Consider the following 24,929-nt stretch of genomic DNA (forward strand, 5'->3'; position numbering starts at 1 on the left):
ATTACAGCGTCGCCATCGCGTCGTCGATGACCGACAGCGCATCGTTCAGCAGCGCATCCGTCACGGCCAGGCTGGGCAGGAACCGGAGTACGTTGCCGTAGGTGCCCGCGGTGAGCAGCAGCACACCGTGCTGCGCGGCGTAGGCGGCGATGGCGGTGACCGCGGCGGCGTTGGGCGCCTTCGTGGTCTGCTGGGTGCCGGGCTGCACGAGTTCGATGGCGACCATGGCTCCGCGACCGCGGATGTCGCCGATGATGTCGTGCTTCTCGGCCAGGGTGGCCAGGCCCGCGCGGAGGGTCTTCTCGATGCGCTGGCCCTCGGCGAGCAGGTTGTTGTTCTCGATCGCCTCGAACACGGCGATCGCGGCGGCGCAGGCGACCGGGTTGCCGCCGAAGGTGCCGCCGAGCCCGCCGGGCTGGGATGCGTCCAGAATCTCGGCGCGGCCGGTGACGGCGGCCAGCGGCAGGCCGCCGGCGATGCCCTTGGCCACGAGCACCAGGTCGGGTTCCCAGCCGAAGTGCTCACTGGCGAAGTAGGCGCCGGTGCGGGCCATGCCGCTCTGGATCTCGTCGGCGATCATCACGACGCCGTTGGCGGTGCACCACTCCTGCAGCAGGGTGAGGTAGCCCTCGGCGGGAACCATGAAGCCGCCCTCGCCCTGGATGGGCTCGACCACCAGGCAGGCCAGGTCGCTGGCGCCGATGACCTTCTCGAGGTAGGCGATGGTGCGGGCAGCCGCTTCGGCGCCGGTGAGGCCGTCGTGATACGGGTAGGAACTGGGGGCGTGGTACACGTCGCTGGCGAGGGGGCCGTAGCCGGTGGCGTACGGCGCGGCCTTGTAGTTCATCGCCATGGTGAGCACGGTGCGACCGTGGTACGCGTGGTCGAGCACCGCCACGGCGCGACGGCCCGTGTACTTGCGGGCGATCTTCACGCCGTTCTCCACCGCTTCGGCGCCGGAGTTGATGAGCACGCTCTTCTTGGCGAAGCTGCCGGGAGTGTGCTCGGCGAGCAGCTCAGCGACGCGCACGTACTCCTCGTAAGGGGTGATGGTGAACAGAGTGTGCACAAAGTCGTTCAACTGGCCGGTCGCGGCCGCGACGACGCTGGCCTCCGAGTGGCCGACGGTGGTCACGCCGATACCGGCGCCGAGGTCGATGAACTGGTTGCCGTCGAGGTCGACGACGATGGCGCCGCTCGCCTTCTTGATGTACACCGGCAGGGCGGAGCTGACGCCGGTGGACACCGCGGCCAGGCGTCGCTGGTGCATCTCCGTCGATCGCGGCCCCGGAATGGCGGTCACGATCTTGCGTTCCTGGGTCACCGTGTAGACGGGAGCCGAGGGGGTGGGAGTGGCAGCGGAATCAGTCAACGTGTCAGTCATGATGGCGCCAGTTTACCGGCCCGTTACCTCCACAGCTCTTGCAAATCCTGCGAGAATTGACAGTGACGCGTCAAACCCGAAGGAGTCGCCATGATCGGTGTACATCATTACGCCGTGCACACCCAGTGGACAGGCAACCGGGGCACCGGTACCAGCAGCTACCGGTCCTATGGACGCGACCACATCCTCACCTCGCCCGGCAAGGAACAGATCCTCGGATCCGCCGATCGCACCTTCCACGGTGACGCCGACCGGTGGAACCCCGAAGAGCTCCTCCTCAGCGCGCTCAGCCAGTGCCACATGCTGTCGTACCTGCACGTCGCGGCCAATCACGGGGTAATCGTGGTGGGGTACTCCGACGATGCGATCGGCACCATGGCGCAAACCCAGGATGGTGGTGGCGCTTTCACTGCGGCCACCCTGCGTCCCCGGGTGGTCATCGCCGATCCCGATCAGGCCGAACTCGCCCAGGCGATCCACGCCGAGGCCGCCAGGTCGTGCTTCATCGCCGCGTCGGTGAACTTTCCGATCGGGCACGAACCCGTCACCGTCGTCGCACTGTCGACCTCTCTGCTGTGAGTGTTGTTCGGGCCGCCAGCGCCGCTCCAGAGGTGGAGCTGGTCGTGCTCGAAGCCGCGGTGCTCGAGGCTCTGGTAGTGGGCGACCGTACGGCCGCGGCCGCTGCCACCGGGCTGGATTTTCCCGAATTCTTCGACACGCAGGGCTGGCTCTGGCGCATCCATATCGACCGGATGCGGCAGCATCCGGCATCGGTCGGCTGGCTGGCCCGCGCCGTCGTCGACTCGGCCACGGGCGAGGTCGTCGGCCATGCCGGCTTCCACTTCCAGCCGGATCCGGCAGGAATGGTGGAGATCGGTTACACGATCGTGCCGGAGCGGCGTGGCCGGGGGCTGGCCACGGCCACCGTCACGGCGCTGCTCGCGTTCGCGGCGGCAGACCCCGCCGTGCGCACGGTGCGAGCGAGCGTGAGCCCGGAGAACCCGGCCTCACTCGCCGTCGTCGCTCACCACGGTTTTGTGCAGACCGGCGAGCAGGAAGACGAAGAAGACGGCTTGGAGCTGATCTTCGAACGCGCGCCGCGCTGACCCAACTCCCACGCCAGAAACGCGAAAGCGGCCATCCGGTCATCTCAACGGAGCTGAGACAACCACACGGCCGCTTTCGCGGGTTTTACTTCTGGGTGTCCGCGAACAGCGCGAAGGCCTCTTCGAGCACCGAGGCGGCGTCGTCGATGAGGGCGTCGGAGATGACCACAGACGGCATGATCCGCAGTACGGAGTCCCAGCTGCCGGCATCCAGCACGATCACGCCGTTGGTGGTGGCGTGCTTGAGCACGAACGACAGTGCCTCGGGGAACGGCTTCTTGGTGCCGGGGTGCACAAGCTCGACGCCGAACATGGCGCCCTTGCCGCGCACGTCGCCGACGATGTCGTACTTGTCGGCCCAGTCGCCGATTCGGGCCCAGAGGGCCTTCTCCACCCGCTGCGCTTCGCCCAGCAGGTTGTCGCGCTCGATGATGTCGAACACGGCCAGCGCGGCCGCGGTCGACACCGGGTTGCCGCCGAACGTTCCGCCGATGCCGCCGGGCTGAACCGCGTCCATGATCTCGGCGCGGCCGGTGACGGCGGCGAGCGGGAAGCCGCCGGCGATGCCCTTGGCCGTGGTGACCAGGTCGGGAATCACGTCGTGGTGCTCGATGCCGTACCAGGCGCCGGTGCGGGCGATGCCGGCCTGGATCTCGTCGGAGACGAAGACGATGCCGTTCTCGGTGCAGAACTCGCTCAACCGCTTGAAGTAGCCGGGGGCGGGGATGACGATGCCGCCGTCGCCCTGGATCGGCTCGACGAAGAACGCCGCGATCTCGGACGCGCCGATGTGGGTCTGGATGTAGTCGATGGTCTTCTCGGCCGCTTCCAGGCCGCTCAAGCCGTCCTGGTAGGGGTAGCTGGTGGGCACGCTGTAGATCTCACCCGGGAACGGGCCCATGCCAACGCGCTCCGGCCACGGGCGGTAGGTCATCGCCATGGTGAGGTTGGTGCGGCCGTGGAAGGCGTGGTCCAGGCTGACGATGGCGCGGCGACCGGTGTACTTGCGGGCGATCTTGACCGCGTTCTCCACGGCCTCGGCTCCGGTGTTCACCAGGATCGAGTGCTTCTCGAAGTCACCGGGGGTGATCTCGGCGAGCTTCTCGGCCACGCGCACGTAGTTCTCGTACGGGGTGACGGTGAAGAGGGTGTGGGTGAGCTTGCCGGCCTGCGCGGCGGCGGCGGCGGCCACCTCGGGGTGGGCGTGGCCGATGGTGGTCACGCCGATGCCGCAGCCCAGGTCGATGATCTGGTTGCCGTCGACGTCAACGAGGATCGCTCCCGCGCCGTGGTCCATGTAGATGTTGGCGAGGGTGCCGGCACCGGCAGACACGGCGCGAACGCGTCGTTCCTGCAGCGCGATTGACCGGGGGCCCGGGAGGGCGGTGACGAGCTTGCGCTCCTGGCTGACCGAGAAGGAAGAAGACATGCCCCCCAGTTTACGGTCGTCGCCTGGGGGCCCGCCCCGCACGGCGCTGCACACCGGTGCGGATGCCGCGCTCGGCCGACGGTTCGCAGCCGACGCCGGCGGCTTCGGATGTGCGCGAGACTTGGGTCATGCCGGATCTCACTGTGCGTGGCGGCGTCGGCAGCCAGGCCGCGGCCGAGATCGACGTGAAGCGATCCCGATTCCTCTGCCGCTTGGTCAGAGTCGAGACCGAGGATGCCGCGCGCGCCGCCATCGATGCCGCCCGGACCGAGCACTGGGGTGCGCGCCATCACTGCTCGGCCTTCGTGATCGGGCCGACCGGTGCGCCCGATCAGGTGCGACGCTCCAACGACGACGGCGAACCGTCGGGAACCGCGGGCCGCCCGATGCTGGAGGCGCTGGCCGGCCGTGGTGTGGTCGACTGTGTGGCCGTCGTCTCCCGCTATTTCGGCGGCACCCTCCTCGGCGCGGGGGGACTCGTGCGCGCGTATTCCGAGGCTGTTCTCACCACGATCGACCAGGCGCAGTCCGGCAGCCTGCTCGTGACCCGTGAACGCCGCGAGTTGTTCCGGCTGGCGCTCTCCCACGCGGATGCCGGCCGGATCGAGGCTGAACTACGCCAGCGCGGGGTGCTCGTCCTGGGTACGACGTACGGGCAGGACGCCCTGCTCAACCTTGCCGGCGATGATGCCGAGCGGCTCGGCGCCATCGTCGCCCAGGTCACGAACGGGGCCACCCACCTGGAGGCGCTGGGCCACGAGTGGGTGGACGTCGAGTCCTAGCGACTCGCCTTCTCACGGTGCTCGACGAGGTCGGCGAGCTGCCGGGTCACCGTGCCCCAGCCGTCGTGGAAGCCGAGCTCCTCGTGCTTGTCACGGTCGGTGACGTTGCGGTGCATCGCCGTCGCCGTGTATTCGGTGCCGTCGGGGTGGTCCGCCATGGTGATCACCGCGGTCACGAATGCGGCGTCCGCGGGGCGCCAGCCGGCGACCAGCGCATCCGTGAAGACGATGCGCTCGAGCTCGTCGACGGTGAGGAAGCAGCCGGTGATGTGCGGGGCGAACTGTTCGCCGTCCTCGCTCATCTCGGTGCGGAACGATCCGCCGGCGTAGAGGTCCATCTCGCGCACCCGGCAGACCGTCGGCGCGGGAATCCACCACTGTTCGAAACTGGCCGGGTCGGCCCAGGCGCTCCACACGGCCGCGCGCGGGGCGCGGATGATGCGCGAGACGGTGAGGTCCAGCTCGGGGTGCAGGGATGCGGTCATGCGGGGATCTCCTTGTCGACGGTTCCGGTGGTGACGAGGCGCTCCAGCCGGTCGGTGCGGCCCTCCCAGATGCTGCGCTGCTCACCGAGCCAGCTCTCGATCAGGTCGAAGGTGCCGCGCTCGAGGGTGCAGATGCGCACCCGGCCGGTCTTGCGGGTGCGGATCAGTCCCGATCTTTCGAGGTAGCCGATGTGCTTCATGAACGACGGCAGCGCCATGTCGAAGGGTGCCGCGAGCTCGCCGATGCTGGCCGGGCCGGCGCCGAGCCGGCCCAGGACGGCACGGCGGGTGGGGTCGGAAACGGCCTGGAAGACACCGTCGAGAGTCGAGGAATACTGAGCCATGCGGCTAAGTTACAACCCCATCATCACTTAGCGCAAGGGCTAAGTTTCTGACAGTCAGCGGCGCTCACGCCACCAGATGGCGCGCCGCACCCGCTGACCCACGGTGGTGGGCGGGGACTCGTTGTAGCTGTGCGCGAGTTCCTGGCCGGTCAGCTCGTGGATCGCGGCCATGATCTCGTCGGTGGCCTTGCGCCGGGCGCGACCGGAGTCGGCGGTGCCGTGCCCGCTCACGTCGATCGGTTCGCCGAATTTCACGCTAATGCGGCGGATACGCGGCATCTTCGACCCCACCGGCATGATCTCCTCGGTGCCGATCAGCCCAACCGGCACCACGACGGCCCCGGTGGTGAGGGCGAGCCAGCCCACACCGGTGCGGCCGCGATACAGCCGGCCGTCCAGCGACCGGGTGCCCTCCGGGTAGATCGCGAAGGCGCTGTCGGCGTCGAGGATGTCCTTGCCGGCGTCGAGTGCGTCCTGGGCGGCCTGGCCGGCGCCACGCTCAACGCCGACGGCGCCGATGGAGGTGAAGAACTGCCGGGAGACCCAGCCCTTGAACCCGGTGCCGGTGAAGTAGGTGGACTTGGCCAGGAACTGCACCCGGCGGGGCGCGGTGAGCGGAATGACAATGCTGTCGATGAACGACAGGTGGTTGCTGGCCAGGATCACCCGACCCTCGCGGGGGATGTTCTCCTTGCCGGTGATGCGCGGCCGGAAGACCAGGCGCGCGATGGGCGCCATGATGCCGTAACCGAGGAAATACACGAAGCCGGGCCGCTTGGTCTTCGCAATGATCTCAACGTCTTCTTCGACGTCCAGAGCCGGAACTGCCGGGGCTGCCGGTGTGGTTTCGGGCTCGGATGCTGGTTCATGCTTGGCTCCGGTCACTCAACGACCCTACCTCGCGGGGTAGCCGCACCCCGGCATATATCCGCCGTGCGCCTAGCATGGGGGCGTGCAGCGAATCATAATTCTCGGATCGACGGGCTCGATCGGTACCCAGGCGCTCGACGTCATCAAGGCCAACCCCACCCGGTTCGAAGTGGTCGGTCTGGCCGCCGGCAGCAACCGCGAAATGCTGGCCGAACAGGCCGCAGCGTTCAGCGTGGACGACACCGCTCTCGGCGCCGCCGAGGCCGAGCAGCTGGTGCGGGATGTCGACGCCGACGTCGTGCTCAACGGCATCACCGGCTCGGTGGGCCTGGGCCCGACCCTCGCCGCACTGAAGGCCGGCCGCATCCTGGCCCTGGCCAACAAGGAGTCCCTGATCGTGGGCGGCGACCTGGTGAAGAAGCTCGCCGCTCCCGGCCAGATCGTCCCGGTCGACTCCGAGCACTCCGCGATCGCCCAGGCGCTCCGCTCCGGCACGGCCGACGAGGTCCGCCGGCTCGTGCTCACGGCCTCCGGCGGGCCGTTCCGCGGCCGCAGCCGTGCCGAGCTGGCCGATGTCACTCCGCGCGAGGCGCTCAACCACCCCACCTGGGACATGGGGCTGGTCGTCACGACCAACTCCGCCACCCTGGTCAACAAGGGACTCGAGATCATCGAGGCCCACCTGCTCTTCGACGTGCCCTACGACCGGATCGACGTGGTCGTTCACCCGCAGTCGCTCGTGCACTCGATGGTCGAGTTCATCGACGGCTCCACCATCGCCCAGGCGTCCCCGCCGGATATGCGCCTGCCGATCTCGCTCGGCCTGGACTGGCCCAACCGGGTGGCCGCGGTCGGTGTGCCGATCGACTGGACCGCCCCGCATACCTGGACCTTCGAACCGCTCGACGACGTGGCTTTCCCCGCGGTGGAACTAGCCAAGCAGGTGGGCCGTGCCCGCGGCACCTACCCGGCCGTGTTCAACGCCTCGAACGAGCAGGCCGTGCTGGCCTTCCACGCCGGCCGGATCGGCTACCTCGACATCGTCGATACCGTGCAGCGAGTGGTGGAGGCCCACGAGTCCGCGGGGGAGCTCACCCTGGAGTCCCTCGCCGAGGCGGAGCGCTGGGCGCGTGCGACGGCAGACACCATCATCGGTTCGATCGCCCGCTGACCGGCGAGCTATCGGCGGTAACTGTCGGCCGCGGTGATCAACGCCTCGTTCCAGCCGGTGGCGGCCACACCGAGTTCCCGTTCGGTCTCGGCAGCGTCGATCAGGTATGGCACCCGGAACTGATAGCTGGATTTCCAGACCTCCCGCATCATCGGGCTGGCCACCCCGAGCGAGCGGAGCATCCAATCCGGGTACCCGGCCACGCTGCCGTGGCTGCCGTAGTGGGTGTTGAGTTGAGCGGCGATCTCGGTGCGGCTGCGGGCGTGGCTCGGAACGTGCCAGATCCGGCCCCACTCGCCGGTGTAGCCGGCCGCCTCGATCAGGGTCGCGGCGATGTCGGGCAGATAGCTCCAGCTGTGCACTTCGGCGGGCAGCCCGACCACCCGCGCGGTCTTGGAGGCCAGGACCGCGCCGAAGAAGGCCTGGCCGAGGTGGGCGGTGCCGGTGACGCCGGCGCCGAAGTAGTCACTCGCGCGCACCTCGACCGCCCGGATCTCACCGTGTCGGTGCGCCTCCAGCATGCGCTGCCAGCCGGCCCGGCGGATGGCGCCCTTGGATTCGGTGGTGGTCTCCGGCGTGTGTTCGGTCATCGGGCCGGTCGGCGAGCCGTACGGGTACAGGTTTCCCATCGAGACCAGGCCGGCCTTGCTCACGGATGCGGCGGCGATCGCTGCGGCGAACACCGGCGGCCAGCGCCTCGCCCAGTCGGCGTACGGGGGATTGGTGCACAGGAAGATGGTGTCCATCCGCTCGGCCGCGAGGGCGAACGCCACCGGATCTGACGCGTCGAGCACTCGCACGCTGGTGCCGGGCAGGGCGGTTCCCGACCGAGTGGCCACGGTGACGCTGTCGCCGCGGGCAACGAGTTGCCTGGCCAGTTCGCTGCCGATCCAGCCGGCGCCGACGATCAGGTGCTGGGGCATTTCATCCTCCGAACGGTGAGCTGACGGGGATAGGCTACCGGGTCGCGTCGCCCGGGGCCCTAGTCGGCGGCACCGTTGCCCGGGCCGGAGTTGTCGTCGGGCTCTGCGGTCGGGCCGGGCTCCGCGGTGTCCGTCGGCTCCGGGGTCGGCGCCGGCGTGGTGGGCACGGTCGTCGGGGTGGGCTCGGGCTCTGTGGGCTGCGGGCTGGGCTGTTCAGTGGGCGTCGGCGCCGGGGTGGTCGGGGCTGGCGCTTCCGGTGTCGGCTCCTGCGTGCGGGGAGTGGCCGGCGTTCGGGTGCTGGGCGGGACGGTCTGCGGGGTGGCGCGTGGCGTGGGGGTCGCGATGCTGAGCGCCGCGGCCAGGTCGGCTTCCACCAGGGCGATCGCCGCCTGGATGTCGCTGGCCCGGCCCGGCGCGATCCGGTTCTCTTCGGTGGCCACGGCCAGAAGAGCCTTCAGAGAGTCGAGCGCGGCCTGGGCGCCGGCGTAGTCACCCGCAGCAGCGGCTGTGCTCACCGTCAGAACGGCAGATTGCAGCTGCCCGGCTGTTCCGGCCGGCAGGCTGGGGGTGCTGCCGGTGCAGCCGGCCAGGGCGCCCGCCACCAGAACGGCACCGGCGGCCGCCAGGCGGATGCGGATGCGCAGGGATTTCGGAGCGCGGCGGGTCATGGCTGCACGCTCTCCTGCAACTGCTCGAGGTGCTCGCCCAATTCGCCGGTCACGGCAGGGTAGGCGGGCGGCCGCGGTGCCGGGTCACCGACGGGTACAACGAAGAACGCGGCCGCCAGGCCGAGAACCGCCACCAGCACACCGCCGAGGACCAGTGGCCAGCGGCGCCGACGCGATCCGACCCGACGGCGGGCCGGTGGCGGCGCCTGGTCCGGCCGCTCCTCCGGCGGCGCCTGGCTCGGCGTCAGCACTGTCGACTGCGTGACCGGGGCACTCGCGGGCAGCGATTCGACCACGGGAAGCACCATCGTCGGGGAGTCGGGCTCCGGCTCGACCGCGGCCTCGACCGCGGCTTCGGCCGCGGGTTCGTCCGCCAGATCGACCAGGGGCGAGACGATCGCCCTGGTGCTGTCATCGTCCTTTACGCTCGCGGCCGGCACGAGGCCGAGCAGTCGGATGGCCGCATCCGCCGCGGGGAGCCGATGCTCGGCCTCGCGCACGGTCATGCCGGCGAGCAGGCGGCGCCAGTCGTCGCCGAGCCAGCGCGGCAGCTCCGGCTGTCGGTGCAGCCGGGCGAGTGCCGACTCGACGGCCGTGCCGGGGTAGCTCTGTCGTGCCGTGAGGCTCTCCAGCAGCACCAGGCCCAACGAGTAGACATCGCTGGCCGGCCCGACCGGCTGGCCACGCGCCTGTTCCGGGCTCAGGTAGCCAGCGGTGCCGATCACCGCTCCCGGCATCGTCTGATGGGCGGCGTCGAAGAGCCGGGCGATGCCGAAATCGGCGAGCTTGGCGTGGGCGCCCCGGCCGGGAAAATCCGATGGTGCCAACAAGACGTTCGCGGGTTTGATGTCGCGGTGGATGATGCCCTTCGAATGCACGTAGTGCAGGGCCGCACAGAGGTCGGCACCCAGCCTGGCCACGTCGCCAGGGTCGATCGGGCCCTGCCGGATGCGGCTGCGCAAATCCGAGCCATCCACGAACTCGGTGACGATGAACGGCCGGGAGAGCCCGTCGATCAGCTCGGTGCCCGCGTCGTAGAGGGTGACCAGGGCGAAGTGGTTGAGGTGCGCCAGCATCGACACCTCGCCGTTCTGCCGGCCGGGATTCGTGCCCTCCGCGGAATCGACCCTGAACAGCTTGACCGCCACGGTGCGCCCCAGGGCCACGTCTTCGGCCTGATAGACCACCGACATGCCGCCGGTTCCGATCAGCCGGTCGACCCGGTATCGATTCGCGAGGGTGAGCCCGAGCACGCTATCGGCGCGTGTCGGTTCGCGAACCGGCTCGGTGGATGCAGACAGGCGGGCCTCCTGAAAACGGCTTTCAGTAATTCTTTGCCATGCCTGCAGACCCGTCAAGGTGCGCCGGGGCCCGTTGAGCCTACTCGCAGGCGTCCTTCTTCTTGCACTGACCGGGATCGTCTTTGCCCTTGTCGTTGCCCTTGTCGGTCTTCACCGGCTTGTCCGAGCCGGGGCCGTCGTCCTCGGTGTCGTCGGAGTCCTCGGAGTCGTCGGTGTTCTCCGGGTCGGTGGTGGTGACCGGGTCGGCCGGCACCGGTTCGGCCGGCGTGCTCGCCGCGATCGCGGCGGTCAGGTCGGCGTCGACGAGGTCGATCGCCGCCTGGATTTCGCTGGTGCGGGCGGCGGTGAGGGTGTCGGCCGAGGCGGCCAGGGTGTCGCGTACGGCGGCGAGGTCGGCCTGCGCCGTGGTGAAGTCGCCGGCGGCGGCGGCCACGCTCACCGCCATGACCCCGCTCTGCAGCGCGGCGGCAGTGTCGGCGTCGATCCGAGGCGTTGCGGCGGCGCAGCCGGCGAGCACGGTGGCCACGACAGCCGCTCCGGCCAGAGCGGCGCCCAGTCGTGCGCTCAGTCGTGCGCGCAGGGAAGACCCGGTGATCATGGCTGCACGCTTTCCTGGAGCTGCTCGAGGTGCACGCCGAGGTCACCCTCGACGGCCGGGTAGGCCGGTGGGTCGGCGGGTTGTTCGTTGGGTTGCACCAGGAAGAGCACGCCGGCCAGTGCGAGCAGCGCCACGAGCACGCCGCCGAGAACGATCCGGCGCCGCGCCGGCGACCGGCGGTCCGCTGCCGTCACCGGCGAGCTGCCCGCTGCCGTCGCCGGCAGCACCATGGTCGGGTCATCGGCTTGCAGGTCCGGTGTCGCCGTCGGGGCGAACACCCGTGTGGGGGCGTCGCCGCGCGTCGCATCCGCCGCGGATACCGCCACCGGGTCGCCGGCATCGACAGCCGCGACCGGGTCGCCGGCATCGCCAGCCGCCACCGGTTCCAGCCGCCGCAGCCGGGCCGCCGCATCCGCCGCCGTCAGCCGGTCGGCCGGGTCGCGGGCGGTCATAGCCGAGAGCACTGAGCCCCAGTCCGGTCCGAGCGCTGCCGGTATCTCCGGTTGCCGCTGCAGTCGCGCCAGCGCGGACTCGATCGCCGTGCCGGGGTACATGCGGGTGCCGGTGAGGCTCTCCAGCAACACAAGCCCCAGCGAGTACACGTCGCTGGGCGGGCCGATCGGCTCGCCGAGGGCCTGCTCCGGGCTCAGGTAGCCCGCCGTGCCGAGCACCGCGCCGGTGCGGGTGAGATGGGTGGCGTCGAAGAGCCTGGCGATGCCGAAATCGGCCAGCTTGGCGTGCGCGACCCGGCCGGGAAAGTCCGAGGGCGCCAGCAACACGTTGGCGGGTTTGATGTCGCGGTGGATGATGCCCCTGGCGTGCACATAGTGCAGGGCCTCGGCCAGGTCGGCGCCCAGCCTGGCCACTTCGGCGGCCGCCAACGGGCCCTCGCCGATGCGGCTGCGCAGATCGGAGCCGTCGATGTACTCCATCACGATGAACGATGCGGTGTGATCGCCGATCTGCTCGGCGCCGGCGTCGAAGAGGGTGACCAGGGCGAAGTGGTTGAGGCTGGCGAGCACCGCGATCTCGCCGCTCTGCCGCTGTGGTCCGGACTCGTCGGCGGTGTCGGTGCGAAACAGCTTGACCGCCACCGTGCGGCCCAGAGCCAGGTCGGCGGCCTCGTATACCGTGGCCATGCCGCCGGTACCGATGAGACGGTCCAGGCGGAACCTGTGCACGAGGGTGCGGCCGATCAGGCCGTCGGATCGCGACGGCTCCGGCATCAGCTCGGTTGGTGCAGACAGGGAGTGCCTCCAGGGTTACGGGTGCGCAGATGCGCGGGTGACGCTCGGGCCATAGGGCGGTGACAGTCAACGACCAGCCGCCTTGCAGCTAGAGAAGGCTAATCTACGACTGTGGAATCCGTGCTGTTGTATATCTTGGGCGTTGCCGTGGTCGTGGTCGGGCTGGCGCTCTCCATCGGCCTGCACGAAATCGGCCACCTGGTGCCCGCCAAGCTGTTCGGGGTCAAGGTCACCCAGTACATGATCGGCTTCGGCCCCACCATCTGGTCCCGGCGCAAGGGCGAAACCGAATACGGCGTGAAGGCCCTGCCCCTGGGCGGCTACATCTCGATGATCGGCATGTTCCCGCCCGCCAAAGACGGCGGCAAGACCCGGTCGAACAGCACCGGATTCTTCCAGCAACTGGTGCAGGAGGGCGAACCCGACAAGAAGCAGGGTGCCCTGGGCACCATGGTCGACGAGGCCCGCCAGGCCAGCGCCGACACCATCGGCGAGGGTGAGGACCACCGCGCGTTCTACCGGCTGCCGGTATTCAAGCGCATCATCATCATGCTCGGCGGCCCGTTCATGAACCTGCTCATTGCCGTGGTGCTCTTCGCCATCCTGCTGATGGGCTTCGGCACCACCCAGGCCAGCACCACCGTCGGCAGCGTCAGCGCCTGCGTGCTGCCGGCCACGAGCGACCGGCAGACCTGCGGCGCCGGCGACGAGGCCGCCCCCGGCGCCGCCGCTGGGCTCGAGCCCGGCGACCGGCTGGTGAGCATCGACGGCACCGCCATCACGAGCTGGGAACAGTCCACCGCGATCATCCGCGAGTCCTCCGGCACGCCGCTCCAGGTCATCGTCGACCGGGACGGCACCGAACAGACCCTCGTCATCACCCCCAAGCTCACCGAACGCTACGTCACGGATGACGACGGCAACGTCGTCACCGACGCCAGCGGTACCGAACAGACCACCGAGGTCGGCTTCGTCGGTATCGGCCCGGCCGGGGAGCTCGTGCCGCAGCCGGCATCCGCCGTTCTGCCCACAGTGGGCGAGAACATCTCCGGGGTCTTCCACATGATCCTCAACCTGCCGCAACGCCTGATCGACGTGGCCAACGCCGCATTCGGCCCGGGGGAGCGCGACCCGAACGGCCCGATCAGCGTCGTGGGCGTCGGCCGGGTGGCCGGCGAGATCGCCAGTATCGACACCATCCCGATCGCCAGCAAGACCGCCAGCCTGCTCGGGCTGCTGGCTTCGCTGAACATCGCCCTGTTCGTCTTCAACCTGGTGCCGCTGATGCCGCTGGACGGCGGCCACGTCGCCGGCGCGCTCTGGGAGGGCATCCGTCGCTGGTTCGCCAAGCTGTTCAAGCGCCGCGATCCAGGACCCGTCGACACCGCCAAGCTGATGCCGCTGACCTTCGCCGTGGTGATCGTGCTCGGCGGCATGAGCCTGCTGCTCATCTACGCCGACATCGTCAAACCGATCAACCTGTTCGGCTGAGTCTGCCCGGTGTACTCCCTCGGGAGTACCCGGCCGCCGGAATGCGCTCCCCGGGGCTAACTCGCGCCCGGGCGAGCGGACGTAGCATCGTTGCATGTCATCGTCCGCAGAGACGCCCGGGTACGACTCCGGCTGGTCGGAGCGCCGCCGGGGCTGGCCGGGCGAGCGGCTGCCGCCGTCGGTGCGGCTCTGGCTGCCTGTCGTGGTCTCGTTACTCGTGCAGGTGCCGACGACGGCGTTCCAACTCTGGCGGGGGCGCTGGGGCCTTCCGGAAGGTGAGACTCCGTTCGACACTCGGCGATGGGCGGAAGCGCTGCCCGGCCCCGGCGAGTCCGCCCCGGCCGCCGTCGCCGTGCTGGTCCTCGCGCTGGCCTTCGTCGGTCCGCTTTCGCTGATCGCCGCTCGCCGGTTTCCCGGTCCAGTGGTCATGATCTCCGCCGTCGCCGCCGCCGCGCCGATCCTGATCCTTCCCACCGTGGTCACCCCCTTCGCCGCCCTGGCCTTCGCCGTGGTGCTCGGAATCGTGCGGGGCGCGCGGATCTGGGTGTACGCATCCGTCGCGCTGGCCTGGGTGGGCACCATCGCACTGGCCGGTCTCTGGGGAATCAGCTTCAACCCGTTCCGGATCGCCGGCACCACCTTCGTGCTGGTGCTGCTGATGGGCGCCGGGGAGGGCCTCCGCCGTCGCCGGGAGGCGATCCTGGAGCACCGGCGCAGCGCGGACGCCCGCCGGCTCACAGCCGAACAACGGGAGCGGATGCGCATCGCCCGCGAACTGCACGACGTGCTGGCGCATTCGCTGTCGCAGATCAACGTGCAGGCCGGGGTGGGCCTGCACCTCATCGACAGCCAGCCGCAGAAGGCCGCAGACGCCCTCGCGAACATCAAGAGCGCCAGCAAGAACGCGCTCGACGAGGTGCGCACGGTGCTCGGCATCCTCCGTTCGGACCCTGCTGAGCCCTCCAGCGCGCCGCTGGCTCCGGAGCCCGATCTGGCCGGGCTCCCGGCCCTGATCGACTCGTTCCGTGCGCAGGGTCTCGGCGTGGCCTACGTGAACCTGCTCGAGGTGGAGAGCGCCGCACCGGCGGCCACCCAGCTGGCGCTCTACCGCATCTGCCAGGAGGCACTCACCAACGTGCTGCGCCATTCCCGGTCGCACGACGCATCCGTGTATCTCGGCATCGACCGGGGCGCCTACCTGCTGACCGTGACCGACAGCGGTGCGCCAGGGGAACGTCTGCCACCGGTCGATCCGGGCGGCGGCCTGCTGGGTATGCGGGAGCGCGCCGAACTGCTCGGCGGAACGCTGCGCGCCGGGCCGACCGAAAGCGGCGGTTTCCTGGTCGAAGCGAGGCTCCCGCTGCCCGGCCGCGCCGGCCAGGGCGAACGGGGCAACGGATGATCCGGGTGGTCGTCGCCGACGACCAGCAGTTGATCCGGGCCGGATTCAGGTCGCTGCTCGAGTCCGAGCCCGACCTGGAGGTGGTGGCGGAGGCCGGCACCGGCCGCGACGCCGTGGATGCGGTGACCCGGCTGCGTCCCGACGTGGTGCTGATGGACATCCGCATGCCGGACGGCGACGGCCTCTGGGCGACCGAACAGATCGTGCGCGACGCTGACCTCCGGCACACCCGCATCGTGGTCGTCACCACCTTCGAACTCGACGAGTACGTGGCGCGGGCCATCCGCGCCGGCGCGAGCGGCTTCCTGGTGAAGGACACCGAACCGGCCGAGCTGATCCGCGCGGTACGGGTCGTGGCGGCGGGGGAGGGCCTGCTCTCGCCGAGTGTCACCCGGCGGCTGCTGGCCCGGATGGCGGCGGGGCAGTCGGAGCCGCGCGACGACAGCGCCCTCACGGCCCTCACCGAACGGGAGAAGGAGGTGCTCGGCCTCGTCGGCCGCGGGCTGACCAACGCGGAGATCGGCCAGCGCCTGTTCCTCAGCCCGTTGACCGCGAAGACCCACGTGTCCCGCATCATGGGCAAACTCGCCGCCCGCGACCGGGTCCAGCTGGTCATCGCCGCCTACGACGCGGGCCTGGTCGCCCCAGGCCGGTAGCGGCGCCGGCGGATGCTCCCGCGGGTGTAGCGCAGGTGACTCCTGCGGGCAGATTCGCCCGCCGCATCCGGTCGGCACGCTGGAGGCACAGGTTTTCCCCCAACGAAATGGAGACATCATGCTGACCACTGCAGTTCTCACCGGGCTCGCCGCCCACCCGGGCTGGGGCATGGGCGGCGGCGGATTCGGCTGGCTGTTCCTGCTGATCCCGCTGTTCTGGATCGGCGTCGTGGTGGCGCTCTTCGCCATCTTCGGCCGCCGCTGGCGCCGGGGCGGGAACGGCCAGAGCCCATACGGCTACCCGAACGGCCCGCATGGCGCCGGCCAGGCGGATGCGCGCAGCGCCGAGAAGACGCTGGCCGAACGATTCGCCCAGGGCGACATCGACGAAGTCGAGTACCGTGCCCGGCTCGAGGTGCTCCGCGCCAACCGGGACGGCGCACCGTCAGCCTGACCCTGGGCCCGTCGGGCCCGCCTGCCCTCACCGGCGGGCGGGCCCGATCGGGCGTTCAGGAGGAACTGAGCCGGGCACGCGTAAGCTACATTCGTGGCCGCAATCAACCTGGGTACGCCCAAAGTCCCCGTAATCCTCGCTCCCCGACGTAAGTCCCGCCAGATCAAGGTCGGCAAGGTCCTCGTCGGCGGAGACGCGCAAGTCAGTGTGCAGTCAATGACCACCACACCGACGACGAACATCAACGCAACCCTGCAGCAGATCGCCGAGCTCACCGCCTCCGGCTGTGACATCGTGCGCGTCGCCGTGCCGAGCCGCGACGATGCCGAAGTGCTGCCGATCATCGCCAAGAAGAGCCAGATCCCGGTGATCGCCGACATCCACTTCCAGCCCAGCTACGTGTACCAGGCGATCGACGCCGGCTGCGCGGCCGTGCGGGTTAATCCCGGCAACATCCGCAAGTTCGACGACCAGGTGGGCAAGATCGCCGCCGCGGCCAAGGCTGCCGGCGTCTCCATCCGCATCGGCGTCAACGCCGGCTCGCTCGAGCCCAGCCTGTTGCAGAAGTACGGCAAGGCCACCCCTGAGGCCCTCGTCGAGAGCGCCGTCTGGGAAGCCAGCCTGTTCGAGGAGCACGACTTCCACGACTTCAAGATCTCGGTCAAGCACAACGACCCGGTGATCATGGTCAAGGCCTACCGGCTGCTCGCCGAACGTGGCGACTGGCCCCTGCACCTCGGTGTCACCGAGGCCGGGCCGTCGTTCCAGGGCACCATCAAGAGCGCCACGGCGTTCGGCATCCTGCTCGGCGAGGGCATCGGCGACACCATCCGGGTGTCGCTCTCCGCGCCGCCTGCGGAGGAGATCAAGGTGGGCCTGCAGATCCTGCAGTCGCTGAACCTGCGCGAACGCAAGCTCGAGATCGTCTCCTGCCCCAGCTGCGGCCGGGCCCAGGTGGATGTCTACAAGCTCGCCAACGACGTCACCGACGGCCTCGAGGGCATGACGGTTCCGCTGCGCGTGGCCGTGATGGGCTGCGTCGTTAACGGACCGGGCGAGGCCCGCGACGCCGACCTGGGCGTCGCATCCGGCAACGGCAAGGGTCAGATCTTCGTGCGCGGCGAGGTCATCAAGACCGTGCCGGAGTCCGAGATCGTGGCGACCCTGATCGAGGAGGCCAACCGCATGGCTGCCGAGATGCCGCCCAGCGAAGACTCCCTCGGTTCCCCCGTCGTGACGGTCGGCTCCCGCTAAGCGCAAGTAAGTCTCGACACACGCCACCCCGTTGGTCGAGCTTGTCGACGCCGTGCTGAGCTTGTCGAAGTAGACCCCGCAAGCCGATCTGTGGTCGCGACCCGCAGGCACGGCCACCGGGTCTCGACAGGCTCGACCAACGGCCCAAGGGGATTGCGATCTGCCCGCGCGCCGTAAAGTAGGTGCGTGCCTATTCGTATGTCGAACTACTTCCTCCGTACCCTTCGCGAAGACCCCTCTGATGCCGAGGTCACCAGCCACCGCCTGCTTGTGCGCGCTGGGTACATCCGCCGTCAGGCGCCGGGCATCTTCGCCTGGCTGCCGCTGGGCCTGAAGGTCAAGGCGAAGATCGAGACCATCATCCGCGAGGAGATGGCTGCCGCCGGAGCGTTCGAGGTGCACTTCCCGGCCTTGCTGCCGCGCGAGCCCTACGAGGTCACCGGCCGCTGGGACGAGTACGGCGACGGCCTGTTCCGCCTGCAGGACCGCAAGGGCAGCGACCTGCTCCTGGCCCCCACCCACGAAGAGGTCTTCACCCTGCTCGTGAAGGACCTCTACAACAGCTACAAGGATCTGCCGCTGTCGATCTTCCAGATCCAGGACAAGTACCGCGACGAGGCCCGCTCCCGCGGCGGCCTGCTGCGCGGCCGCGAGTTCACCATGAAGGACGCCTACTCCTTCGACCACACCGACGCCGGCCTCGACGTGAGCTACCAGGCCCAGCGCGACGCCTACGAGCGCATCTTCACCCGGCTCGGCCTCGAATACGTCGTCGTGCAGGCTGATGCCGGCGCCATGGGTGGCTCCAAGAGCGAAGAGTTCCTGCACCCCACCGCCGTCGGCGAAGACACCTTCGTGCGCTCGGACGGCGGCTACGCGGCCAACGTCGAGGCGTTCCGCACCCTGGCGCCCGCCGCGATCGACTTCACCGGGTTCCCGGCCGCCGAGGTGCACGACACCCCGGACACCCCCACCATCCAGACCCTGGTCGACAGCGCCAACGCCAACCACCCGCGCCCCGACGGCCGCGAGTGGACCGCAGCGGACACGTTGAAGAACGTGGTGCTCGCCCTGGTGCAGCTCGACGGCAGCCGCGAGATCGTCGTGATCGGCGTCCCCGGCGACCGTGACGTCGACCTCAAGCGCGTTGAGGTGGCCTTCGCCCCGGCCGAGGTCGAGGCCGCCAACGACGGCGACTTCGCCAAGCTCGACAAGATCGCCGGCCGCCCCGGCCTGGTCAAGGGCTACATCGGCCCGTGGTCGGCCACCGGCGCGATGCTGGGCGAAGAATCCGCCACCGGCATCCGCTTCCTGGTCGACCCGCGCGTGGTCGACGGCACCGAGTGGATCACCGGCGCCAACGAGGCCGGCCGCCACGTCTTCGGCCTCGTCGCCGGCCGTGACTTCGTCGCAGACGGTGTGGTCGAGGCCGCAGAGGTGCGCGCCGGAGACCCCGCCCCCGACGGCTCCGGCCCGGTCGAACTGGCCCGCGGCATGGAGATCGGGCACGTCTTCCAGCTCGGCCGCAAGTACGCCGAGGCGCTGGGCCTCAAGGTGCTCGACGAGAACGGCAAGCTCGTCACCGTCACCATGGGTTCGTACGGCATCGGCGTCACCCGTGCCCTCGCCGTGATCGCCGAGCTGAACAACGACGCCAAGGGCCTGATCTGGCCCGAGGCCGTCGCCCCGTTCGACGTGCACGTGATCGCCACCGGCCGCGACGAGATCGTCTTCGAGACCAGTGAGGCCGTGACCGCCCTGGTCGAGGCATCCGGCCGCGACGTGCTCTACGACGACCGCCGCAAGGTTTCGCCCGGCGTGAAGTTCGGCGACGCCGAGCTGATCGGCATCCCCACCATCGTGATCGTGGGCCGCGGCGCAGCCGATGGCATCGTGGAGCTGTGGGACCGCCGCTCGGGTGAGCGCACCCAGGTGGCCGTCTCCGAGCTGGCTGCCCACTTCGCCTAACCAGCAATCGCGAAAGCGGTCATCCGGTTGCCTCAGCGTCGCTGAAGCAACCGGATGACCGCTTTCGCGTGTTCGGGGAGGTTAGAGACGAGCGAAGCGGGCCCTGGCGAGGCAGTAGAGGCCGTAGGCGATCAGGCCGAGGCCCACCAGCACCAGGATGGCCACACCGAACGGCAGCTCTGCCAGCGAGCGCAGGGCGCCGTCGAGGCCGGTCGACTGGCTCGGGTCGACGGTGAACCCGGCCACGATCACCAGGATGCCTACAACGCCCACCGCGATGCCCTTGGCCACGTAGCCCGCGACACCGAGCCCGACCGTGGCCCGGCCCAGGGTTCCCCCGGGCACTGTGAGGTCCTCGGTGAACGTGCGCGCGACGCCCTTGTAGACGAAGTAGACACCGATCGCGAGCACCGCGAGACCCGCGACGATCAGCAGCACCGGGCCGCCCGGCAAGCCGAGAACCGTCGCACTGGCCGACTGGGTGCTGCCGGAGGAACTGGCCGAACCCGAGACCGCAACGGTGACCGCGGTGCCGGCGACGGCGAGGTAGGCCACGCCCTTGCCGATCTCCTTGGCGCGGTGCGCCCACACCTTCTTCGGGTCGTCGCCGGGAACGAGGAAGGCCTGCAGCAACTGCCAGACGCCCAGGGCGGCGAGGCCGACCACGATCGCCCAGAGCACGAACACGCCGCCGGGGGACTTGGCGACCTCGCCGAGCGCTCCGGACTGGTCAGCGCTCTCACCACCGGCACCGACGGCGACGCTGATCGCGATCGCGCCGATCAGGCCGTGCAGCAGGCCGTTCACGGCGTAGCCGACCCGGGCCAGGGTCTTCAAATGCGGATTGCTGCCCGCGCTCCGGGCGGCTCTGCCTGCCGATTGAGCGCCGGACGGTGCGGGGGAGCGTGTCATCATCGGGATATCGTAACCGCGACACCGCCGGCGATCGCAAGGCGCACCGGTGTGCACGGCTCCTACCGCTGAACGGGTGACGGGGCTGCCGGTATTCCGGTACCTTGGTAGAAGCCCGCTGCGCGGTTTCGCGGCGGCAAGATCTGAATAGAGGAGGCCGGCCATGGACATCGACCTCAGCGTGTTGCGGCTGATGGAGCGCGAGAAAGAGATTCCCTTCGAGGAACTCGTGCAGATCATCGAGCAAGCAATTCTGACGGCCTACCTCAAGCACACCCACCAGGGTGAGCCACTGAAGCAGGCTGCGGAAGAAGAACCCGGAGCTCGCGTCGTACTCGACCGCAAGTCCGGTCACGTCGACATTTACATTCCTGAGCACGACGAAGAGGGCAACATCATCGGCGAAGCCGTTGACAACCCCGACGACTTCGGTCGCATTGCCGCATTCGCGGCCAAGCAGGTCATCAACCAGCGACTCCGCGACATCGCGGATGACGCTGTGCTCGGTGAATTCAAGGGCCGCGAAGGCGAGATCGTCGCCGGCGTGATCCAGCAGGGCCCCAACCCCCGCATGATCCACGTCGACCTCGGCACCATCGAAGCGATCCTTCCCCCGGAGGAGCAGGTGCCCGGCGAAAGCTACGTGCACGGTTCCCGCATCCGGGTGTACGTCACGGCCGTCGGCCGCGGCATGAAGGGTCCGCAGATCACCGTGTCGCGCACTCACCCGTCGCTCGTGCGCCGGCTGTTCGCGCTCGAGGTGCCCGAGATCGCCAGCGGAGTCGTGGAGATCGTTTCCCTGGCCCGCGAGGCCGGTCACCGCACCAAGATCGCCGTGCGGGCCACCGAGCCCGGCGTGAACGCCAAGGGCGCCTGCATCGGCGAACTCGGCCAGCGCGTGCGCGCGGTGACCGCAGAGCTCAACAACGAGAAGATCGACATCGTCGACTACTCGCCCGACCTGGCCACCTTCGTGGCCAGCGCGCTCTCGCCCGCCAAGGTGACCAGCGCCTATGTCATCGATGAGTCGATCAAGGCCGTTCGGGCCCTCGTGCCCGACTACCAGCTGTCGCTCGCGATCGGCAAGGAGGGCCAGAACGCCCGCCTCGCCGCCAAGCTCACGGGCGCCAAAATCGACATCCAGCCAGACAGCATTCTGGAGGATGACGAATAGGGGGTACGATGGATCCCGTTAGAACGTGCATTGGATGCCGTTCGCGCGCCTCGCGATCCTCTCTTCTGAGGGTTGTCGCCCAGAATTCGCTGCTGGTGGTCGATGAGACTGCCACCCTGCCTGGGCGAGGTGCGTGGATTCATCCCACCATCGCGTGCTTCCAGGAGGCCGTAAAGAGGCGCGCTTTTGGGCGTGCCCTCCGCGTGACCAGCCCCCTGGACGCAAATCAACTAGAGAACAGGCTGACTTGGCTAATGGATAACTAATGAGCGGCTCGAAATGAGACCCGTCCGTTACTAACGGTCTGCCCCTTTCCGGGTGCAGGCCCGGAACAGGAGAATTGTGGCTGCAAAACCACGCGTACACGAGATCGCAACTGAGCTCGGTGTCGACAGCAAGGTAGCCCTTGCCAAATTGAAAGAGATGGGCGAGTTCGTCAAGGGACCGTCCAGCAGTGTTGAACCCCCCGTGGCACGCCGTCTGCGTGCCGCACTCGAGGCCGACGGGGTCGCCACCGGCGGCGCCGCTGCCACGCCGGCGGCACCTGCCGCCGCCAAGCCGGCTTCGACCACCACGGCCAAGCCCGGCGTCCGTCCGGGCCCTGCACGTCCTGCCGCACCGGTGCCCGCACCTGTCGTCGAGGCACCCGCAGCAGATGCACCGCCGATGCCCGCCGCTCCGCTGACCGTTGCCGAGCGACAGGTCCAGGCCGCAGAGAAGGCCGCGGCCGCCGAAAAGGCAGCAGCGACCGAGAAGGCAGCAGCGACCGAAGGCTCCACCGGCACCGAGGCGACCCCCGCGGCCGCCACTCCGGCAGCGAAGGCCGACGGCGACAAGCCGTCCGCCGCCGCCAAGCCCGGTGGAACCGTGCCGCGTCCGGGAGCTCGTCCGGGCAACAACCCGTTCGCCAGCAACCAGGGCATGGGCAAGACCCCCACCCCGCGTCCGGGCAACAACCCGTTCGCGAGCGCACAGGGCATGGGACAGCGTCCGCCGTCCACGTCCTCGCCCAGCAACATCCCCCGCCCTGCCGCACCCCGCCCCGGCGCCCCGCGCCCCGGTGGACCCGGCCAGGCACCCCGCCCGACCGGCTTCGGCCAGCGTCCGGGTGGCTTCCAGCGCCCCGGTGGCGCTCCGGGCGGCGCCGGTGGCGCACGCCCCGGCTTCACCCGGCCCGGCGCCCCTGCCGGTGCTCCCGGCTTCGGCCCGCCCCGCCCCGCCGGTGGCGGCGGCGCCGGTGGACGTGGCCGTGGCCCCGGCGGTGGAACCGCTGGTGCATTCGGTCGCGGTGGCGGCAAGAACAAGGCACGCAAGTCCAAGCGGACGAAGAGGGCCGAGTTCGAGCTGCGCGAGGCTCCGTCGCTGGGTGGCGTCAGCGTCCCCCGTGGCGACGGTGGAACCGTGGTGCGTCTGCGCCGCGGTGCCTCGATCACGGACTTCGCCGACAAGATCGACGCGAGCCCGGGCAACCTGGTGACCGTGCTGTTCCACCTCGGTGAGATGGCAACGGCGACCGAGTCGCTCGACGAGGCAACCTTCGACGTCCTGGGCAGCGAACTGGGTTACAAGATCCAGATGGTCTCGCCCGACGACGAAGACCGCGAACTGCTGCTCGGCTTCGACATCGACATCGACCAGGAGCTGGCCGACGAGACCGACGAAGAGCTCGAAGTTCGTCCGCCCGTCGTCACGGTCATGGGTCACGTCGACCACGGTAAGACCGCGCTGCTCGACGCCATCCGTAACGCCAAGGTGGCCGCAGGCGAAGCCGGTGGCATCACCCAGCACATCGGTGCGTACCAGGTCGTCACCGAGCACGAGGGTATCGACCGCGCCATCACCTTCATCGACACCCCCGGTCACGAGGCGTTCACCGCCATGCGTGCTCGTGGTGCGCAGGTCACCGACATCGCGATCCTCGTGGTCGCCGCCGATGACGGCATCATGCCGCAGACGATTGAGGCACTCAACCACGCACAGGCCGCCAACGTGCCGATCGTGGTCGCAGTGAACAAGATCGACAAGCCCGGTGCGAACCCGCAGAAGGTGCGCCAGCAGCTCACCGAATTCGGCCTCGTCGCCGAAGAGTACGGCGGAGACGTCATGTTCGTCGACGTGTCGGCCAAGAACAAGATCGGCATCCAGGAAATCCTCGACGCCGTCCTGCTCACCGCTGACGCCGGACTCGACATGCGCGCCAACCCGAACAAGGATGCCCGCGGTGTGGCCATTGAGGCCAAGCTCGACAAGGGTCGCGGTGCTGTTGCCACCGTGCTCATCCAGTCGGGAACGCTGAAGGTCGGAGACTCGATCGTCGCCGGAACGGCCTACGGCCGCGTCCGTGCGATGGCCGACGAAAACGGCGTCGCCGTTCTCGCCGCCACCCCGTCCCGTGCAGTCCAGGTACAGGGCCTCTCGAGCGTTCCGCGCGCCGGTGACACCTTCCTCGTTATCGATGAAGACCGCACCGCACGTCAGATCGCCGAGAAGCGCGAAGCCGCCGAGCGCAACGCCCTGCTGGCCAAGGCCCGCAAGCGCATCAGCCTCGAGGACTTCACCCGCGCACTCGAAGAGGGCAAGGTCGAATCGCTCAACCTCATCATCAAGGGTGACGTGTCCGGTGCTGTTGAAGCACTGGAAGAGTCGCTCCTCAAGATCGAGGTCGACGACTCCGTACAGCTGCGCATCATCCACCGCGGTGTCGGTGCGGTCACGGAGAGCGACGTCAACCTCGCCACCGTCGACAACGCCATCATCATCGGCTTCAACGTTCGCCCCGACACGAAGGCGCGCGAACGTGCGGCTCGTGAAGGTGTCGACGTGCGCTTCTACTCCGTCATCTACAACGCACTCGAGGACATCGAGTCTTCCCTCACCGGAATGCTCAAGCCCGAGTTCGAAGAAGTGCAGAGTGGTATCGCCGAGATCCGCGAGGTCTTCAGCTCGTCGAAGTTCGGAAACGTCGCCGGTGTCATCGTGCGGTCGGGAACGATCACGCGAAACGCCAAGGCGCGGGTCATCCGCGACGGCATCGTTGTGGGCGACAACCTGGCCATCGAGTCGCTGCGTCGCTTCAAGGATGACGTCACCGAGGTCCGCACGGACTTCGAGGCTGGTATTGGGCTTGGTAAGTTCAATGACATCCAGATCGGCGATGAGATCGAGACGATCGAATTGAAGGAAAAGCCGAGAGGTTAATAGCCTCTCGTTGCAAGGGGTCTCCGCTTGATCCCCCCCTCAGGGGAAGAGCGGGGACCCCTACCCCGATTCCCCTGAGGGGGGATCAAGCTACGACCCCACTCCCAGAGAC

The 24,929-nt window shown here is 69.1% G+C and carries 24 protein-coding genes; 13 read left to right on the forward strand and 11 right to left on the reverse strand.

The genetic code is table 11. The features are described from left to right. Position 1: 1 nt before the first annotated feature. Positions 2-1,384, reverse strand: a complete 1,383-nt coding sequence (gene gabT / locus CTB96_RS05945) for a 4-aminobutyrate--2-oxoglutarate transaminase (protein ID WP_110126011.1) — start codon at positions 1,382-1,384, stop codon at positions 2-4. A gap of 90 nt (positions 1,385-1,474) precedes the next feature. Between gabT and CTB96_RS05950 the strand changes: the two genes are divergently transcribed. After that, the gene (locus tag CTB96_RS05950) at positions 1,475-1,963 is read left to right on the forward strand and encodes an OsmC family protein (RefSeq protein WP_110126012.1); all 489 of its coding nucleotides are present in this window, start codon (positions 1,475-1,477) and stop codon (positions 1,961-1,963) included. Beyond that, the gene (locus CTB96_RS05955) at positions 1,960-2,490 is read left to right on the forward strand and encodes a GNAT family N-acetyltransferase (protein WP_219993223.1); all 531 of its coding nucleotides are present in this window, start codon (positions 1,960-1,962) and stop codon (positions 2,488-2,490) included. The genes CTB96_RS05950 and CTB96_RS05955 overlap by 4 nt, the downstream gene beginning before the upstream one ends. Before the next feature lie 85 nt (positions 2,491-2,575). Here CTB96_RS05955 and CTB96_RS05960 read toward each other — a convergent pair whose 3' ends face one another. Further along, positions 2,576-3,919, reverse strand: coding sequence for an aminotransferase class III-fold pyridoxal phosphate-dependent enzyme (locus CTB96_RS05960; protein ID WP_181397165.1), 1,344 nt, complete (start codon positions 3,917-3,919; stop codon positions 2,576-2,578). Between the two features lie 128 nt (positions 3,920-4,047). On the opposite strand from CTB96_RS05960, the gene CTB96_RS05965 reads away from it, so the two are divergent. After that, on the forward strand, positions 4,048-4,701 hold the full coding sequence (locus CTB96_RS05965; RefSeq protein WP_110126014.1) for an IMPACT family protein: 654 nt from the start codon (positions 4,048-4,050) through the stop codon (positions 4,699-4,701). Here the strand turns inward: CTB96_RS05965 and CTB96_RS05970 are convergent. The 3 genes from CTB96_RS05970 to CTB96_RS05980 are packed head-to-tail and all read right to left on the reverse strand — an operon-like array spanning position 4,698 to position 6,415. Beyond that, positions 4,698-5,186: an SRPBCC family protein gene (locus CTB96_RS05970; RefSeq protein WP_110126015.1), complete on the reverse strand. Its 489-nt coding sequence runs from the start codon at positions 5,184-5,186 to the stop codon at positions 4,698-4,700. The two genes, CTB96_RS05965 and CTB96_RS05970, sit on opposite strands and share 4 nt — an antisense overlap. Further along, the gene (locus CTB96_RS05975) at positions 5,183-5,530 is read right to left on the reverse strand and encodes an ArsR/SmtB family transcription factor (RefSeq protein ID WP_110126016.1); all 348 of its coding nucleotides are present in this window, start codon (positions 5,528-5,530) and stop codon (positions 5,183-5,185) included. Before CTB96_RS05975 ends, CTB96_RS05970 begins: the two co-directional genes overlap by 4 nt. Positions 5,531-5,584: 54 nt before the next feature. Next, complete coding sequence (locus CTB96_RS05980; RefSeq protein ID WP_427846466.1) at positions 5,585-6,415, reverse strand: lysophospholipid acyltransferase family protein; 831 nt, start codon at positions 6,413-6,415, stop codon at positions 5,585-5,587. 67 nt (positions 6,416-6,482) lie between these two features. On the opposite strand from CTB96_RS05980, the gene CTB96_RS05985 reads away from it, so the two are divergent. After that, positions 6,483-7,571 carry a 1-deoxy-D-xylulose-5-phosphate reductoisomerase gene (locus tag CTB96_RS05985; RefSeq protein ID WP_110126017.1) on the forward strand — a complete coding sequence of 363 codons (1,089 nt, stop codon included), beginning with the start codon at positions 6,483-6,485 and terminating at the stop codon, positions 7,569-7,571. Positions 7,572-7,579: 8 nt separating this feature from the next. Here the strand turns inward: CTB96_RS05985 and CTB96_RS05990 are convergent, their stop codons facing one another. From CTB96_RS05990 to CTB96_RS06010, 5 genes are all read right to left on the reverse strand, one after another. Then, positions 7,580-8,494 (reverse strand): NAD-dependent epimerase/dehydratase family protein, encoded by a 915-nt coding sequence (locus CTB96_RS05990; RefSeq protein WP_110126018.1) that lies wholly within the window; start codon positions 8,492-8,494, stop codon positions 7,580-7,582. Between the two features lie 59 nt (positions 8,495-8,553). Then, positions 8,554-9,162, reverse strand: coding sequence for a hypothetical protein (locus CTB96_RS05995; protein ID WP_110126019.1), 609 nt, complete (start codon positions 9,160-9,162; stop codon positions 8,554-8,556). Then, on the reverse strand, positions 9,159-10,415 hold the full coding sequence (locus CTB96_RS06000; protein WP_110126020.1) for a serine/threonine-protein kinase: 1,257 nt from the start codon (positions 10,413-10,415) through the stop codon (positions 9,159-9,161). The genes CTB96_RS05995 and CTB96_RS06000 overlap by 4 nt, the downstream gene beginning before the upstream one ends. Positions 10,416-10,542: 127 nt before the next feature. Then, positions 10,543-11,061: a hypothetical protein gene (locus CTB96_RS06005; RefSeq protein WP_110126021.1), complete on the reverse strand. Its 519-nt coding sequence runs from the start codon at positions 11,059-11,061 to the stop codon at positions 10,543-10,545. Beyond that, a complete protein-coding gene (locus CTB96_RS06010; protein ID WP_110126022.1) occupies positions 11,058-12,287 on the reverse strand; it encodes a protein kinase domain-containing protein in 1,230 nt (409 codons plus the stop codon). Before CTB96_RS06010 ends, CTB96_RS06005 begins: the two co-directional genes overlap by 4 nt. 132 nt (positions 12,288-12,419) lie before the next feature. Between CTB96_RS06010 and CTB96_RS06015 the strand changes: the two genes are divergently transcribed. The 6 genes from CTB96_RS06015 to CTB96_RS06040 all read left to right on the forward strand — a co-directional run bounded on the left by CTB96_RS06015 (position 12,420) and on the right by CTB96_RS06040 (position 19,533). Continuing rightward, positions 12,420-13,799 (forward strand): M50 family metallopeptidase, encoded by a 1,380-nt coding sequence (locus CTB96_RS06015; protein WP_219993224.1) that lies wholly within the window; start codon positions 12,420-12,422, stop codon positions 13,797-13,799. Positions 13,800-13,893: 94 nt separating this feature from the next. After that, positions 13,894-15,201, forward strand: a complete 1,308-nt coding sequence (locus CTB96_RS06020) for a sensor histidine kinase (protein WP_110126023.1) — start codon at positions 13,894-13,896, stop codon at positions 15,199-15,201. Beyond that, positions 15,198-15,857 (forward strand): response regulator, encoded by a 660-nt coding sequence (locus CTB96_RS06025; protein WP_110126024.1) that lies wholly within the window; start codon positions 15,198-15,200, stop codon positions 15,855-15,857. The genes CTB96_RS06020 and CTB96_RS06025 overlap by 4 nt, the downstream gene beginning before the upstream one ends. Before the next feature lie 118 nt (positions 15,858-15,975). Then, positions 15,976-16,311: an SHOCT domain-containing protein gene (locus CTB96_RS06030; protein WP_248283242.1), complete on the forward strand. Its 336-nt coding sequence runs from the start codon at positions 15,976-15,978 to the stop codon at positions 16,309-16,311. A 93-nt stretch (positions 16,312-16,404) separates the two neighbouring features. Further along, on the forward strand, positions 16,405-17,565 hold the full coding sequence (gene ispG / locus CTB96_RS06035; RefSeq protein ID WP_110126025.1) for a flavodoxin-dependent (E)-4-hydroxy-3-methylbut-2-enyl-diphosphate synthase: 1,161 nt from the start codon (positions 16,405-16,407) through the stop codon (positions 17,563-17,565). Positions 17,566-17,763: 198 nt separating this feature from the next. Continuing rightward, the gene (locus tag CTB96_RS06040; protein WP_110126026.1) at positions 17,764-19,533 is read left to right on the forward strand and encodes a proline--tRNA ligase; all 1,770 of its coding nucleotides are present in this window, start codon (positions 17,764-17,766) and stop codon (positions 19,531-19,533) included. A gap of 81 nt (positions 19,534-19,614) precedes the next feature. Here CTB96_RS06040 and CTB96_RS06045 read toward each other — a convergent pair whose 3' ends face one another. Next, entirely contained in the window at positions 19,615-20,448 is an 834-nt protein-coding gene (locus CTB96_RS06045) for a DUF1206 domain-containing protein (RefSeq protein ID WP_248283243.1), read from the reverse strand. A gap of 160 nt (positions 20,449-20,608) precedes the next feature. Between CTB96_RS06045 and nusA the strand changes: the two genes are divergently transcribed. From nusA to infB, 3 genes are all read left to right on the forward strand, one after another. Next, complete coding sequence (nusA, locus tag CTB96_RS06050; RefSeq protein ID WP_110126027.1) at positions 20,609-21,619, forward strand: transcription termination factor NusA; 1,011 nt, start codon at positions 20,609-20,611, stop codon at positions 21,617-21,619. 8 nt (positions 21,620-21,627) lie between these two features. Continuing rightward, positions 21,628-21,885 carry a YlxR family protein gene (locus CTB96_RS06055; RefSeq protein WP_110126028.1) on the forward strand — a complete coding sequence of 86 codons (258 nt, stop codon included), beginning with the start codon at positions 21,628-21,630 and terminating at the stop codon, positions 21,883-21,885. 76 nt (positions 21,886-21,961) lie between these two features. After that, a complete protein-coding gene (gene infB / locus CTB96_RS06060) occupies positions 21,962-24,817 on the forward strand; it encodes a translation initiation factor IF-2 (RefSeq protein ID WP_110126029.1) in 2,856 nt (951 codons plus the stop codon). Positions 24,818-24,929: the final 112 nt, after the last annotated feature.

Origin of the sequence: Cryobacterium arcticum, assembly GCF_003185895.1 — a bacterium.
GTDB classification, from domain to species: Bacteria; Actinomycetota; Actinomycetes; order Actinomycetales; family Microbacteriaceae; genus Cryobacterium; species Cryobacterium arcticum.